The organism is Massilia eburnea, from assembly GCF_009720745.1.
Lineage (GTDB): Bacteria > Pseudomonadota > Gammaproteobacteria > Burkholderiales > Burkholderiaceae_D > Rugamonas > Rugamonas eburnea.
The window spans coordinates 53437-66510 of sequence record NZ_WNKX01000023.1 but is presented as its reverse complement, the minus strand read 5'-3'; the positions used below and the strand labels follow the sequence as shown (position 1 = coordinate 66510).

Genomic DNA, 13074 nt, shown 5'->3' with positions numbered 1-13074 from the left:
TTTGATCCAGCACAAAGGTACGTGCGTTAAAATAGCACCCTTTGTTTATTTTGTTAGCAGAGAAGGGAAGGCATGGCCGACATCAACATCACCCAGGCCCACAACCTGGAACCGGCGCAGGCGCGCGCCGCCGCAGAACAAGTAGCCCAACGTATCGCCAAGGAATTCGACCTCGCCTGCCAATGGCACGGCGACACGCTGAAGTTCGGCCGCAGCGGGGTGGAAGGCACGCTGACCCTGGCCGGGAGCGCTGCCCATATGAATATCAAGCTCGGCTTCCTGATGGGCGCTTTCAAGAGTGCTATTGAAGGCAAGGTCGCCGAGAAGATGCGCTCGGTGTTTGCTTCCGCTTAACGCAATTTCTTTCTTAACCAATCGGAGGAGCTGCAAGCGGGGTCGTCATAGCCATACTGACAGGCCTTCTTGAGTGCCTCGCGCGCGCGATCCTTGTTTCGGGGATCGCTCTTGTCGCGATCCAGGATCAGTCCGTACATCGCGCATCCCCACGCATCGCCCGCTGAACAGGTCCGCTCAAATGTGCGTGCTGGGCAGCGCTAACCAGTAGCAGTGTTCGCCTTTTCCTGATTTGCACGCAGCCAGGCAAGTCCCCTGGCTGGCCGGTTCCGTACATTGCTCATGCACCGCGCTGCTATAACTTTGCCGTCCGGTGGCGGTGAATAAATTGATCGGGCACTTATCGAGGTCACCGGCCCAGTCTTGCCGGCTGCGTACTTCATTCGCCAGTGCCGTGGCATCCGGCGCTGCCCACGCCATGGGCAGCACCAGGCAAAGCAGCAGGAACAAGGCTTTTCTCATGGCTGCTCCAGGAAGCGATGCAGCACGTAGGCATCAACCAACCCTTGTTCGCCATGGCGGAAAGCCTGGGGCAGGGTGCCGGCAATGTTGAAGCCCAGCTTGCGGTATAGCGCCATCGCCGGCGCGTTGGTGCCGACGACATAGTTGAACTGCATGGCAAGGAAGCCTTCTGCGCGGGCCTGCGCAAGGCTATGTTCGACCAATGCGCGGCCGATGCCGCGGCCTTGTGCTTGCGCAGCGACGGCGTACGTCGCACTAGCCACATGCGCGCCGTGGTCGGGATAGTTGGCGCCCATCTTGTACATGCCGACAATCCCGCCGCCTGATTCGGCGACATACGCGGCGTGGCTGGTGAACCAGTGCAGCTGGAATGTGGACTTCTCGAAACCCGGGCCAAACGGGAAGGCGTCGCCGCCAGCCAGCAAAGGCTGGAAGATTGCCCACATCGCGTCGAGATCTTCAGGTGCTGCGCGGCGGATTTCAAGTGTCATGCCTTGGCGGCGCTATGGCCGCATGGGCGGTCACTGTGCGCTTGTGAAAAACGCAACTCTAGCACGGCTGGCTGATGCCGTGGTGGGCCGCTGCGCCAGCATGTACGTTGCTGCCATATGCAAGCAGCAGCGTTGCGCGCTTTGCGGGCGCGGGATCGCTGGCGGCGGCCACGGCGCGTTCTGCGACCTGCGACCAGAACTGGGCGCGCCCGATGCGCGTCATGGCCTTGCACATCATCCGGAATTCGCGGCAAATGCGGCGATCCAGATAGGATAAGGCGGCCCGTTCCAGCCGGTTGCGCGCGCTGGCGCTGAGCGGCTGATTGGCGAGCCAGCGCCACAGGCGCTCTTTCAGGTAGCCGGAGCGGAAATGGTAAGGGTCGGCCAGCAGGAACTGCACCGCTGCTTCGATGGCAGCAGGATCGCCGCTGCGCACGCGCGCAAGCATCGCGCCGCCACCGGGGAAGCACAATCCTTCATAACGGGAATGGAATTCCTCGCAGGCAGCCTGCCATTGCCGGCGCTGCTCCGGTGAGGCATCCCTGACTTCAACCAGCGCATTAATCTGCGCCAGCATGCGATTGATTTCCTGGGAATTTTGCTGGATGCGTGCGAGGCTCTTCATAACGCCCCGCAGCATATCAGACCGTGCGCAAAGAGGCTGTTCTCTTCAGCATGGCCCTGACGATAATTTTGTGAAGAGGGGTAACAGGCAGCATGTACAGCTTTCCAAGCCAATTATGCACGTGAACGACAGTGCTAACGCTCACCGCGCCTTGCGGTGCTTTGCAGACGGACACCACGACGTCCAGGTGTTTGTCCGAGTCGCCCAGGAGGACTTCATCAGGTGACAGGTAAAGCAGGGAGAAGATGCCAACGCGGTCGCCGACACGATATTGCGCCGCCTGCTTTCCGGCGCCGGGTGCGCCGAGGTGGCCCAGGTTTTTCAATCCCACCAAGCCCACTATCCGGTTGCGTAAGGCCATGAGCCGGTTGACCCAGCCCGGCGTCTGGCGTACCACCTGCAGGTAGGTCTCCAGCGCGGACGCACCGGCATCCGGCGCATCGATCCGGTAGCAATCATGGAAGTAGGCGTCCTTCCGGCGCAAACTGGCCTGGCTGCCCTCGGGCGGTTCGGCGGCGATGATACTCATGGCGCAGTGAGTGATTGGCAAGGGCTTTAGTGTGCCATGCCCACGTCAGGGCCGCTAGCCCGGTGATGGGCGCGCCAGCGGCACAGGGCCAGATGCCTCCGCCGCCGGCCTCGCACAAAGCAAATGCTGCGCCCAAAAGGAAGACGAAAACGGCGGCGGCGCCGAAGTATTGGGCGAACTCGTCGGAGTAACGGAGCCAGGAGGTATGGCAGAAGCCGGAGACGCGCGCGCTGGCAGGGCAGAAATGGTCAACCGCGGAGAACAGCAGGAGCGCCAGCACGAATGCCGAACCAGCATCCGAATGCGGCGGAGACGGGGACCAGTAACCAGCGCAGCGTGGTTCGCGCGGTCCCCTCGGGGAGAATTACTTCAGGCTTTCGATCAGGTCGATGTACTGCTGCTTGGCGTCGTCCTGGCTGGTGCCGGCCAGTGCGGCCCACGCGTCGTATTTGGCGCGGTTGACGAAATCGGTCATGCCAGGGCGCTCGCCGGTGGCGTCGCCTGCCGAACCTTGCTTGAACAGGGCGTAGATCTTCAGCAGGGTCATATTGTCTGGGCGTTCCGGCAGGTTCTTGGAATCGGCCATCGCTTGGTCAAATTGTTCTTGCAGGCTCATTTGCATTTCCTCTGTTAGGTGGGGTGTGTGATGGCGCCATCATACAAAAGAAAGGCCGCCAGGCTTAGAGGATAGGCTCCAATCCTGGGTGCGGCGCACAATAAAAAACGGCGGTTCAAGACAAGCCTTTTTGGCCAGTCTTGAACCGCCGTTCTGGCGGTCCGCCGGAAGAATTACTTCTTCTTGGTTGGGTTCACAGCGGCTTTCAGGGTCGCGCCAGCCGAGAACTTAGGGGTCTTGGATGCAGCGATCTTGATCGCTTCGCCGGTTGCTGGGTTGCGGCCTTTACGAGCGGCGCGCTTGGCGACGGAGAAGGTGCCGAAACCGGTGATGCCAACGGTGTCGCCCTTTTTCAGACGCTCGGTAACAATCGCGATCAGGGTGTTAATTGCTTCGTTAGCGGCTGCGCCGGACATTTCGGTGCGCTTCGCAAATTCTGCAATCAGTTCGCCTTTTTTCATTACTACCTCCTTGGTTAATGGAGCGCGCAGATTAGCACATTAATTGAAAAAAGTGTGTACCCTTTTTTGAAGAAGACCATATAGTGACTGGCTCGCCACGAAACTGGGGCGAAAAACTGGCGGAAAAGTTGGATAGTTTAAGCTTTTCCACCGCTTCGCCCCAGCCTGGTGCATCACTGCGCGGAGCCTTCAACGGCGGTGTTCTTGCCTGCCTGGGCGCTAAAGCCGGCGTTCACGTTGGCGTTGGCGGAGGCGCTTTTTGGCGAATGCTGCGGTGCGGTCTGGCTGCCGCTTTGAGCGGTCTTGCTGCCGCTGGCCGAACCGTTCGCCGAGCCGTTCGCCGAACCATTTGCGGCGGCGTTGGCGTTACGCTTGGCGTGGCTGGCGTTGGCGTGGCTTGCGCCATTGCCGCTGGCGTTGGCCGAGCCGCTGGCGCCGGAACGATTTGCGTTTGCGTTCGCGCCACCTTTCGAGCTGCCGTCGGCGCCGGCGCCTACCGAGTTCGCGCCGCGCGCCAGGCTGGCGCCCAGGCCGGACGAACCGTTCGAATTGCCGGAGGCCGAAGCGGATTTGTCGCTGCCCTTGCTGCTGTTTGCAGTGCTGTTTGCAGCGCCGTTTGCTGCACCATCCGCGTTGCCGCTGACAGTTCCGGCGCCGCGCTTCAGCGAAGAGCCGAGGCCCGAGACGCCGGCCAGCCCGCTCGCCGCGCCGTTGCCCGCACCGTTAGCCGCGCCATGTGCGTTATGGTTCGCGGTACCGTTCGCGGAGCGGTTTGCTGCACCGGTCGCACTGCCATTCGCTGCGCCATCGGCGCTGCCGGTGGCGGCGCCGGTGCCGTGCGCGACCTTGCCACCGAGGGCGGAGGCGCCTGCAGCGCCGCCTGCCAAGCCGCTGGCGAGACCGGCTTCACCGCTGTTTGCTGCGCTGTCCGCATTGCCGCTGGCCGCGCCGGCACGGCGTGCGACCTTGCCGCCGAGAGCCGATGCACCAGATGCGCCGCCGGCCAGCCCGCCTTCGGCGCCGTTTGCCGCGCCGTTTGCCGCTCCGTCGGCATTGCCGCCCACTTCGCCGGCGCCGCGCGTCAACTGGGTGCCAAGATTGGATGCGCCCGCAGCATCACCCGCCAATTTGCCGGCGACACCATTTGCCGCAGCGTTGCCAGCGCCGTTCGCTGCACCATCGGCATTGCCGCCAGCGGCGCCAGCGCCGTGCGCCAGGTTGCCGGTCAGGTTCGCAGCGCCATTTGCCGCGCCGCTGGCGTCCAGGCCTCGCTGGGCGGCGTTGTTTGCAGCCGAATCTGCGGCTGCTGCGCGAGAGGCGGTGGCTGTCACGTTGCCGGCCGCATTGCCTGCGATGTCGGCGCTGGCGCGGCCGCTGCGCGTTACGCTGCCGGCGATATCGCCGCCCATGCCGCCGCGCATCGCGCCCATGCCGCCGCCAAACGCACCGCCGATGCCGCCGCCGATATTGCCGCCCAGCGCGCCGCCCAGTGGGCCGGCCTGTGCGATGGAAGCGGCGCTGGCAGCAACGATAAAGGCAGCGCGGATGATGGTTGCGATGTTGGTTTTCATATCAGTTCTCCTTAGACTTGCTGCGGGAAATCCGCCGCGTTCATTTAGAGAACGAACGGGATTTGGAATTTCTTCCATCCCGATGAAAATTTTTTGAAAATATTTTTTAGCGGAAGGCAGAGGGAGGGATGCGCAGGTTTTCGCCAACGACGCCGCGGCCGGTGCCATCACCCGCCGCAGTGGCGCTGGCGGCCAGGCTGGAAACGGCTGCCGCTGCCTGGGCAGGCGATGGCGCCGCCAGTTTGGGCGCCAGCAGTGCCGCAACCAGGGGGGAGGCGAAACTCGTCCCGCGCACAAGCTTATAGGGAGGGGCGCCGATCGCCGCCGCAGCCATCTGGCTGCCGGGCGCCGCGAACATCACTTGCGGACCGCGCGCGGCTTCCGGCAGCGGATTGCGCTTCGGGTCGACGCCCGTCACGCCGACCACGCCGGGATAGCTGGCCGGGTACAAGGGCGGTGCGGTCGGCCCGTCATTGCCGACCGCCGCTACCAGCAGGTGTCCGCGCGCCACCATGGCCTGCACAACGCGGCCCAGCATCTGGTTAGGCGGTCCCACAAGGCTGATGTTAATGACGCCGACCTGTTCTTTCGCCAGCCAGGCCAAGGCCTGCACGATCTGGCTGGCAGAACCGCCGGTCGGCTGGTCGCAATAGATATCCGCGGCATACAGTTTTGCGCCAGGCGCAGCGCCACTGAAGCGCTCCGATTTACCGATCATGAGCGCGCCGACGGCAGTGCCGTGCGCTGCCGGATGCGCGACGTCGCCGCAGCCCCAGCGCACGATGCGGGCGTTTTCGAAGACTTCGTGACCGCCATCGACTCCGCTGTCGACCAGGCCGACGCGCACCTCGCCGCCCACCGCGCCAGGCGCCCCGGCCCCGCTCGCGGGCAAGGACGCCTTGCCGGCGGCCGGGGCGCCTTCCGGCGCCGCATCCGCCGCGCGCGAACCGGCGCCTATATAAATGTGGTCGAAATCGTAGACGCCGTCCGGATCGGCGGTGCGCAAGGTGGAAAGTGCATCGGCGGTCGCCACCCCGTCCGGCACGCGCAAGGTCACCAGGGTTTGCCCAACCTCCGGCATCTGCTGCCGGTCAGCCACGAGCAGCCCTGCCGCGGAAGCTGCCGCGAGTCCGGCGGCGGAAGGCGACCACGCCAGGATCTCCCGCCGCACGACCGGGAATCCCGCAGGATCCGGCTCCAGCTGCGCCGGGTGCCGCTGCAGCAAATCGCGTACGGTGAGCAGCCGCATTTGCTCAAGCGACACCTTGCGTGGCAGTTCGGCCGTATCCAGCAGGCGCTCGCGCAGCCGGTCGCGCAAGCTGGCATCGCCCAGGTTGGATAGGCTGCCACCCGGCAGGCGTGGCAATCCTGGCAAGCCGACCTGCGCCGCCGCCGGCCCCGCAGCGGCCAGCAGGGCAAGGGCTGTCAACAGGCAGCGGCATGTACGCAACAGGGAATAAGTCGGGCGCGAGCTTGGCATGGTCGGATGATAATATAGGCTATCAAGGTATCTATTCTGTATTAACGATGGAAAGTGGGAAGAAAATCCCATCCCCGTTCGTTATCCTCATATGACTGATGGACAACGATAACGCCCTGCACGAGGAAATCGCCACCCTGCTGCCGCGACTGCGCCGCTTTGCCCGCACCTTGGCATGGCACCGCGAAGATGCGGACGACCTGGTCCAGCTGTCGGTGGAGCGTGCCATTGTGCACAGCAGCTCTTACCAGGCCGGGACCCGGCTCGACAGTTGGTTGTTCCGCATCATTAAGAATGCCTGGATCGACGAGTTGCGCGCCCGCACCCGCCGCAGCGAGCTGTTCGCGCCGGAGGAGGAGGGGGAGCATGTGGGCGACGACTTTGCCGAAGCCCACCAGCAAAGGATGGCGGTGCAGAAAGCCGTCAGCCTGCTGAGCGAAGAGCACCGGTTGGTGGTTGGCCTGGTGCTGGTGGAAGGCTTGCCTTATAAAGATGCGGCCGAGGTGCTGGAAATTCCGGTCGGCACCTTGACCAGCCGGCTGGCGCGCGCCCGCACCGCGTTGCAAGAGCTGTTATCGGAACAAGCGAGGACAGTATGAAAAGTTTTTCCGACGAAACCCTGATGGCCTATGCCGACGGCGAACTGGACGAAGTCACCCGCCGCGCGGTGGAAGAGGCCATGCACAAGGACGCCGCCCTGGCGCGAAGGGTCGCCCAGCACAAGGCCATGCGCAACGACGTGTTTGCCGCCTTCGCGCCGGTGGCGGAAGAGGCGGTGCCGCCCAGGCTGGCGCAGCCGCTGCGCCAGGCCACGGTGGTCAGCCTGGATTCCATCCGTGCCCGGCGCGAGGCGGAGCAGCAGGCCGCGCGCAAGGCCAGCCGCGCGCGGCACTGGTCGTGGCCGGAATGGGGGGCGCTGGCGGCCATGCTGGTGCTGGGCGTGTCAGTCGGCCATTACGGCCTGGGCATGCTGCCAATGGAAAACGGCGAAACCGTGGCCAGCCGCGACGGCATGCTGGTGGCGCAGGGCCGCCTGGCGACCGCGCTCGACCAGCAACTGGGCGGCAATGGCGGCCCGGTACGGATCGGCGCCAGCTTCCTGGCGCAGGACAATAGCTACTGCCGCAGCTTCGTGACGGCGCAGGATATGTCGGGCCTGGCCTGCAAGCAGGGCGGCGCATGGAAGGTGCAGCTGGCGGTACAGGGTCAGAACAAGGCGCCGCAAGGGGAGTTCAGGCAGGCGGGGTCGGAGATGCCGACGGCGGTACTGGATGCGATTGACCAGCGTATCGCCGGCCAACCGCTCGATGCGAAAGCGGAACAGGAGGCGGTGCAGCGCAAGTGGCAGCGCTAGCCTCCCTCGCCGGGGCTACTTAAACGCCCAGCAGTTCGACGTCGAAGATCAGGGTGGCGTTTGGCGGAATCACGCCGCCGGCGCCGCGCGAGCCGTAGCCCAGCTCGGCAGGGATGATCAGCTGGCGGGTGCCGCCGATTTTCATGCCTTGCACGCCTTCGTCCCAGCCGCGGATCACCATGCCGGCGCCCAGGGCGAATTCGAACGGGTCGTTGCGATCCTTGGAAGAATCGAATTTCGGGCCCTTGCTGCCGTCGTCGTTGCGCAGCCAGCCGGTGTAGTGCACGGTGACATTCTGGCCAGCTTTTGCTTCGGCGCCATCGCCAACCTTGATGTCGTCGTATTGCAGGCCGGATGCGGTAGTAATGATAGTCATTTTGATTCCTTAGAAATGTGGGGCATAGGCCGCGATTGTAGTGCATCCGGGCCCGATATCCCCTAAATGTTGTCGGCAATAACTAACTAGATGAAGTTTGACCGTAAAATAGGGGCTGGCTTAACCAATAAGCGAGTTTTCATGTTCCGCAGTATCCGTAGCGCAGTAGTTTTATGTGGTTTGCTGGCCGGTATCCAGTCCGCCCAGGCAAACGTTGTCGTCGTGCTCAATTCGCGCGATGCCACGGTCCAGTTGCTGGACCAGGACAGCTACAAGAGCCTGCAGACCTTCCCGGTGGGCAAAGAGCCGCACCACCTGATGGCCACTCCCGATAACAAGTCGCTGATTGTAGCCAGCGCCGTGGGCAATGAACTGGTATTCCTGGACCCGGTGACGGGCCAGGTGCAGCGCCACGTCAAGGATGTCCTCGATCCGTACCAGATCGGTTTTTCGCCGGACCAGAAGTGGTTCGTCGCGACTTCGCTGCGCCTGCACCGGCTGGATATCTATTCCTATAACGGCAAGGACCTGACGCTGGCCAAGCGCGTGCCGCTGCCCAAGCTGCCGAGCCACGTGGCCTTTGATGCCAAGAGCACCACGGTCTTCGTCACCCAGCAGGGCAGCGACCAGGTCAGCGCGGTCGACCTGAAGACGCAGAACGTGCTGTGGACTATCCCGGTCGGCAAACTGCCGGCGGGGATCGCCATGACGCCCGACGATAAATACCTGCTGGTGGGGATCATGGGCAGCGATTACGTCGAGGTGATCGACTGGCGCACCCGCCAGACGGTCAAGCGCATCAAGGCCGGCGCCGGCACCCACAATTTCCGTGCGCTGGGCGATGGCCGCTACACCTATGTGTCGAACCGCGTGTCCAACACCATCAACATCATCGACCAGAAAACGCTCGAGAACGTCGGCACCATCGACGTGCCGGGCGGCCCCGATTGCATGGAAATCACCGCCGACAAGAAATACATGTGGGCGACGCTGCGCTGGATCAAGAAAGTGGCAGTGATCGACCTGCAGGCGCGCAAGGTGGTCCGGACCATTCCGGTCGGCCGTTCGCCGCACGGCGTGTTCTTCGCCAACTCCTCGGCGCGAATGTAATGAAAGCCGCAGCGCCTGCCCGCACCGCGCCGCTCGCTGCCCGCGTGCTGGCGCTGGCTGCACTATTGCCTTTCGCCGCAGCGCCGTTCGCCGGCGCCGCGGCCGGCGCATCCGCTCCGGCCGCCGGCCCGCAATGCCACGGCACGATCTACCTGACCTTCGACACAGGCAGCCAATCGCAGGCCGAGCTGATCGCGTCTGTGCTGGCACGGCAGAACGTCAAGGCCACCTTCTTCCTGGCCAACGAAAAGACCGTCAAGGGCGACTATTCGCTCGACCCGTCCTGGGCCGCCTACTGGCGCGCCCGCGTCGCCGAGGGCCATGCTTTTGGCACCCACACCTTCGACCACACTTATTTCGTGCACGATGCTGCAAACGGCAAGATCACGGTCAAGCCGCAATTCGGCGCCCACGCCGGCAAGGTGCAGGACTGGACGCCACAGCAGTATTGTGATGAGCTGCGCCGTGTCGACACCCGCTTCAAGGAGCTGACCGGCAAGCCGCTCGACCCGTTCTGGCGCGCGCCCGGCGGCAAGACCAGCCCGCGCACGCTGGCGGCCGGCAAGGCCTGCGGCTACCAGCATGCCGCCTGGGCCAAGCCAGCCGGCTTCTCGGGCGACGAACTGCCGGTGGAGCGCGCCTCCAATGCCGTGCTGCTGAAAGGCGCACTGGAAGGCCTGCGCGACGGCGACATCTTCATGGCCCATATGGGCATCTGGTCGCGCAAGGATCCCTGGGCGCCGGCCAACCTGGAACCACTGATTGAAGGCTTGAAGCAGAAAGGCTTCTGCTTCGCCACGTTGAGAGAACACCCGGACTACAGCAAATGATTCAGTTTTTCCTCGACCTGCTGGGCCAAGCCCAGGGCTGGCTATTTGAGAATGCCATCCAGCCGGTTATCTATTACACCGGCATGGGCGACATTACCGAAGAAGCTTTCGAAGGCACGGAATGGCTGCTGATCGGCATCGCCGAGCTGCTGCTGATCTTCCTGGTGCTGCGACCGCTGGAAGCGGCCATCCCGGTGCACAAGTTCACCGACAAGCGCGCCCGCTGGAACGATTTCACCTATACCGTGATCCAGCGCCTGGGCTTGATCCCGCTGGCACTGTTCTTCACGCTCGACCCGGTGATGGACGCTATCGCCGGCGCCTTGCGCATGGAAGGCGTGCGGCCCTTCAACCTGGAAAACCTGGTCACCGACATGCACCCGCTGGCCAGTTTCGCCATTTACCTCATGGTGCTGGATTTTGCCGATTACTGGTTCCATCGCGCCCAGCACAAGTTCAACTGGTGGTGGGGCTTGCATAGCCTGCACCACAGCCAGCAGAACATGAACCTGTGGAGCGACGACCGCAACCACCTGCTGGACGACCTGCTGCGCGATATCGTGATGGCCGTGCTGGCGCTGGCGATCGGCGTGCCGCCGGGGCAGTACGTCCTGCTGGTATCGCTGTCGCGCATCCTGCAAAGCCTGCAGCACGCCAATGTCCGTGTCCACTTCGGCCCCATTGGCGAGCGACTGCTCGTGTCGCCCCGCTACCACCGCATGCACCACGCCATCGGGGTTGGCCACGAATCGAAGGGGAAGGGCACGCTGGGTGGTTGCAATTTCGCCGTACTGTTCCCAATTTGGGACATACTCTTCCGCACCGCGAACTTCACGCCGCGCTTCGAAGCGACCGGCGTGCGCGACCAGCTCGAGGGCCGCGACTATGGCCGCGGTTTCTGGGCCCAGCAATGGCTTGGCCTGAAGCGGATGTTTGAATATATGAGAAAGAAACCGAGTTAATGCGCGCAGTTATCAATGCATACGGCAGGGCCCTGCTGTCCCAGTTCCACGGCAAGATCTTATTGCTGAGTATTGTTCCTTTCATCTTGTCAGTCGCTCTGTGGGCGCTGCTGCTCGGCCTTGGTTTCCAGCCGCTGCTGGACTGGCTGCACGGCCATTTCGTCGAATTCGAAATGTACCGCGTCACCACCGACTGGCTGGTGGCGCTTGGCCTGGGCGGCTTGCGCTCCGTCGTGGTGCCGCTGTTTGCGCTGCTCCTGCTGTTGCCGCTGATGATTGTCACTGCCATGATCTTCATCGGCGTGGCCGCCATGCCCTTCATCGTGCGCCACGTCGGCGAACGCCACTTCCCGCAGCTGGAAAAGAAGAAGGGCGGCTCCATTGTCGGCAGCGTGGTGAAGGCGCTGGGCGCGTTCGGCATCTTTGTCGTGGCCTGGCTGTTCATCCTGCCGCTGTATGTCTTCCCGCCGCTGGCCGGCCTGGCAACCGTGCTGCTGTGGGGCTGGCTGACCAGCCGCGTGATGAGCTATGACGCCCTGGCCGATTATGCCAGCGCCGAAGAACTGGAGAAGCTGCAGCGCGAACACCGCTGGCAGCTGATGGCGATCGGCATCGTCTCCGGCCTGGCGGGCTCGCTGCCGGCCGTGGTGTGGACGGTCGGCGCGGTAGCCGCCATCGCCTTCTTCCCGATGCTGTTGGCGGCCTCGATCTGGGTGTATGTCGTAATATTCATCTTCACCGGTTTGTGGTTTGAGTATTATTGCCTGCAAGCGCTGGCGCAACTGCGCCATGCCCCATTCGAGGAAAGCCTATGCCAATTGGATTGATCATCATCGGCGACGAAATCCTGTCCGGCAAACGCGTCGACCAGCATTTCCCCAAAGTGGTGCAATTGCTGGCGGCGCGCGGCCTGCAACTGGGCTGGGCTGAATTCCTCGGCGATGACCGTGAACGCATCACCGCCACATTGCAGCGCACCTTTGCCAGCGGCGATATCGTGTTCTCCTGCGGCGGCATCGGCGCCACGCCGGACGACCACACCCGCCAGGCCGCCGCCGCCGCACTGGGGCTGCCGCTGCTGATGCATGAAGGCGCCAAGGAAAGCATCCAGCAGCGTGTGCGCCAGATCGCCGCGGAAAAAGGCGAGGCGCCCGACCTCACTTCTGCCGAACATCTGCAGCGCCTGCAGATGGCCGAATTCCCGCAAGGCGCGGCGCTTATTCCTAATCCGTATAACGGCGTGGCCGGATTCGCATACGGCACGCATTACTTCGTGCCCGGCTTTCCGGTGATGGCCTGGCCAATGATCGAATGGGTGCTCGACACGCACTATGCCGACCTGTTCAATCGTGAGCCGCGCGCTGAGCAATCGGTGTTAGTGTACGAAGCAGCGGAAGCCGCACTGACGCCGCTGATGCTGGCGCTGGAAGCAGCCTGGCCGCGCATCAAGGTCTTCAGCCTTCCAAGCGTGGGCGATGCCAACACCAGGCGCCACATCGAGCTTGGCGTGAAAGGCGATCCGGCCCAATGCGAAGCCGCTTTCGCCCACATGTGCCGCGAACTCGATGCATTGAATGTGGAGTACGTGAAGCCCTGAATCCACAGTGTGAAAAGGGTGTTAACTGCTCTTGCAACGGCGCTCATATTCGGTATGATGCGCCGTTGTTTTTTTGCGAAACTGCTACGCGAAGTTTAAATATTTTGCGAGTTGCCCCGTGCACTGCACGCCGTTGTGGTGCAATGGTAATCATGCAGAAATACTCTGCGTGTATTGTCCGGTTTGAACACTATGTTAAGCAACCGTCGTTTTCGCCGGCCCCGAGTTGTCGTACGTGCGGTGCGCAAAATGCGCG

Annotated in this window: 17 protein-coding genes; 8 read left to right on the top strand and 9 right to left on the bottom strand. The window is 63.2% G+C overall.

Annotated features, from left to right (window positions below):
• Nucleotides 1-72 precede the first annotated feature (72 nt).
• Entirely contained in the window at nucleotides 73-354 is a 282-nt protein-coding gene (locus GM658_RS23250; RefSeq protein ID WP_155456449.1) for a polyhydroxyalkanoic acid system family protein, read from the top strand.
• A gap of 177 nt (nucleotides 355-531) precedes the next feature.
• Here GM658_RS23250 and GM658_RS23245 read toward each other — a convergent pair whose 3' ends face one another.
• The 8 genes from GM658_RS23245 to GM658_RS23210 form a co-directional block, all read right to left on the bottom strand.
• Nucleotides 532-816 (bottom strand): hypothetical protein, encoded by a 285-nt coding sequence (locus tag GM658_RS23245; protein WP_155456448.1) that lies wholly within the window; start codon nucleotides 814-816, stop codon nucleotides 532-534.
• Entirely contained in the window at nucleotides 813-1307 is a 495-nt protein-coding gene (locus tag GM658_RS23240; RefSeq protein WP_155456447.1) for a GNAT family N-acetyltransferase, read from the bottom strand. The genes GM658_RS23245 and GM658_RS23240 overlap by 4 nt, the downstream gene beginning before the upstream one ends.
• Before the next feature lie 58 nt (nucleotides 1308-1365).
• Nucleotides 1366-1932: a hypothetical protein gene (locus GM658_RS23235; RefSeq protein WP_155456446.1), complete on the bottom strand. Its 567-nt coding sequence runs from the start codon at nucleotides 1930-1932 to the stop codon at nucleotides 1366-1368.
• A gap of 16 nt (nucleotides 1933-1948) precedes the next feature.
• Nucleotides 1949-2461 (bottom strand): DUF2867 domain-containing protein, encoded by a 513-nt coding sequence (locus GM658_RS23230; RefSeq protein WP_155456445.1) that lies wholly within the window; start codon nucleotides 2459-2461, stop codon nucleotides 1949-1951.
• A gap of 364 nt (nucleotides 2462-2825) precedes the next feature.
• The gene (locus GM658_RS23225; RefSeq protein ID WP_130315237.1) at nucleotides 2826-3077 is read right to left on the bottom strand and encodes an acyl-CoA-binding protein; all 252 of its coding nucleotides are present in this window, start codon (nucleotides 3075-3077) and stop codon (nucleotides 2826-2828) included.
• A 173-nt stretch (nucleotides 3078-3250) separates the two neighbouring features.
• Entirely contained in the window at nucleotides 3251-3538 is a 288-nt protein-coding gene (locus GM658_RS23220; RefSeq protein ID WP_028100727.1) for an HU family DNA-binding protein, read from the bottom strand.
• A 173-nt stretch (nucleotides 3539-3711) separates the two neighbouring features.
• On the bottom strand, nucleotides 3712-5109 hold the full coding sequence (locus GM658_RS23215) for a hypothetical protein (RefSeq protein ID WP_155456444.1): 1398 nt from the start codon (nucleotides 5107-5109) through the stop codon (nucleotides 3712-3714).
• A 106-nt stretch (nucleotides 5110-5215) separates the two neighbouring features.
• Nucleotides 5216-6589 (bottom strand): S8 family serine peptidase, encoded by a 1374-nt coding sequence (locus GM658_RS23210; RefSeq protein ID WP_155456443.1) that lies wholly within the window; start codon nucleotides 6587-6589, stop codon nucleotides 5216-5218.
• A gap of 98 nt (nucleotides 6590-6687) precedes the next feature.
• Between GM658_RS23210 and GM658_RS23205 the strand changes: the two genes are divergently transcribed.
• Complete coding sequence (locus GM658_RS23205; RefSeq protein ID WP_155456442.1) at nucleotides 6688-7188, top strand: RNA polymerase sigma factor; 501 nt, start codon at nucleotides 6688-6690, stop codon at nucleotides 7186-7188.
• Entirely contained in the window at nucleotides 7185-7943 is a 759-nt protein-coding gene (locus tag GM658_RS23200) for an anti-sigma factor family protein (protein WP_155456441.1), read from the top strand. The genes GM658_RS23205 and GM658_RS23200 overlap by 4 nt, the downstream gene beginning before the upstream one ends.
• Before the next feature lie 19 nt (nucleotides 7944-7962).
• Here GM658_RS23200 and GM658_RS23195 read toward each other — a convergent pair whose 3' ends face one another.
• Nucleotides 7963-8319, bottom strand: a complete 357-nt coding sequence (locus tag GM658_RS23195; RefSeq protein ID WP_155456440.1) for an FKBP-type peptidyl-prolyl cis-trans isomerase — start codon at nucleotides 8317-8319, stop codon at nucleotides 7963-7965.
• A 141-nt stretch (nucleotides 8320-8460) separates the two neighbouring features.
• On the opposite strand from GM658_RS23195, the gene GM658_RS23190 reads away from it, so the two are divergent.
• From GM658_RS23190 to GM658_RS23170, 5 genes are read left to right on the top strand one after another with little or no spacing between them, the layout of a single operon-like run.
• Entirely contained in the window at nucleotides 8461-9429 is a 969-nt protein-coding gene (locus tag GM658_RS23190; RefSeq protein ID WP_155456439.1) for a YVTN family beta-propeller repeat protein, read from the top strand.
• Complete coding sequence (locus GM658_RS23185; RefSeq protein WP_155456438.1) at nucleotides 9429-10259, top strand: polysaccharide deacetylase family protein; 831 nt, start codon at nucleotides 9429-9431, stop codon at nucleotides 10257-10259. The genes GM658_RS23190 and GM658_RS23185 overlap by 1 nt, the downstream gene beginning before the upstream one ends.
• Nucleotides 10256-11221: a sterol desaturase family protein gene (locus GM658_RS23180; RefSeq protein ID WP_155456437.1), complete on the top strand. Its 966-nt coding sequence runs from the start codon at nucleotides 10256-10258 to the stop codon at nucleotides 11219-11221. The genes GM658_RS23185 and GM658_RS23180 overlap by 4 nt, the downstream gene beginning before the upstream one ends.
• On the top strand, nucleotides 11221-12048 hold the full coding sequence (locus GM658_RS23175; RefSeq protein ID WP_155456436.1) for an EI24 domain-containing protein: 828 nt from the start codon (nucleotides 11221-11223) through the stop codon (nucleotides 12046-12048). The genes GM658_RS23180 and GM658_RS23175 overlap by 1 nt, the downstream gene beginning before the upstream one ends.
• Nucleotides 12033-12818: a competence/damage-inducible protein A gene (locus tag GM658_RS23170; RefSeq protein ID WP_155456435.1), complete on the top strand. Its 786-nt coding sequence runs from the start codon at nucleotides 12033-12035 to the stop codon at nucleotides 12816-12818. The genes GM658_RS23175 and GM658_RS23170 overlap by 16 nt, the downstream gene beginning before the upstream one ends.
• Nucleotides 12819-13074 lie beyond the last annotated feature (256 nt).

Coding starts and splice junctions, on each gene's coding strand:
- GM658_RS23250 (WP_155456449.1), top strand. CDS start 73: ATGGCCGACATCAACATCACCCAGGCCCACAACCTGGAACCGGCGCAG.
- GM658_RS23245 (WP_155456448.1), bottom strand. CDS start 816: ATGAGAAAAGCCTTGTTCCTGCTGCTTTGCCTGGTGCTGCCCATGGCG.
- GM658_RS23240 (WP_155456447.1), bottom strand. CDS start 1,307: ATGACACTTGAAATCCGCCGCGCAGCACCTGAAGATCTCGACGCGATG.
- GM658_RS23235 (WP_155456446.1), bottom strand. CDS start 1,932: ATGAAGAGCCTCGCACGCATCCAGCAAAATTCCCAGGAAATCAATCGC.
- GM658_RS23230 (WP_155456445.1), bottom strand. CDS start 2,461: ATGAGTATCATCGCCGCCGAACCGCCCGAGGGCAGCCAGGCCAGTTTG.
- GM658_RS23225 (WP_130315237.1), bottom strand. CDS start 3,077: ATGAGCCTGCAAGAACAATTTGACCAAGCGATGGCCGATTCCAAGAAC.
- GM658_RS23220 (WP_028100727.1), bottom strand. CDS start 3,538: ATGAAAAAAGGCGAACTGATTGCAGAATTTGCGAAGCGCACCGAAATG.
- GM658_RS23215 (WP_155456444.1), bottom strand. CDS start 5,109: ATGAAAACCAACATCGCAACCATCATCCGCGCTGCCTTTATCGTTGCT.
- GM658_RS23210 (WP_155456443.1), bottom strand. CDS start 6,589: ATGCCAAGCTCGCGCCCGACTTATTCCCTGTTGCGTACATGCCGCTGC.
- GM658_RS23205 (WP_155456442.1), top strand. CDS start 6,688: ATGGACAACGATAACGCCCTGCACGAGGAAATCGCCACCCTGCTGCCG.
- GM658_RS23200 (WP_155456441.1), top strand. CDS start 7,185: ATGAAAAGTTTTTCCGACGAAACCCTGATGGCCTATGCCGACGGCGAA.
- GM658_RS23195 (WP_155456440.1), bottom strand. CDS start 8,319: ATGACTATCATTACTACCGCATCCGGCCTGCAATACGACGACATCAAG.
- GM658_RS23190 (WP_155456439.1), top strand. CDS start 8,461: ATGTTCCGCAGTATCCGTAGCGCAGTAGTTTTATGTGGTTTGCTGGCC.
- GM658_RS23185 (WP_155456438.1), top strand. CDS start 9,429: ATGAAAGCCGCAGCGCCTGCCCGCACCGCGCCGCTCGCTGCCCGCGTG.
- GM658_RS23180 (WP_155456437.1), top strand. CDS start 10,256: ATGATTCAGTTTTTCCTCGACCTGCTGGGCCAAGCCCAGGGCTGGCTA.
- GM658_RS23175 (WP_155456436.1), top strand. CDS start 11,221: ATGCGCGCAGTTATCAATGCATACGGCAGGGCCCTGCTGTCCCAGTTC.
- GM658_RS23170 (WP_155456435.1), top strand. CDS start 12,033: ATGCCAATTGGATTGATCATCATCGGCGACGAAATCCTGTCCGGCAAA.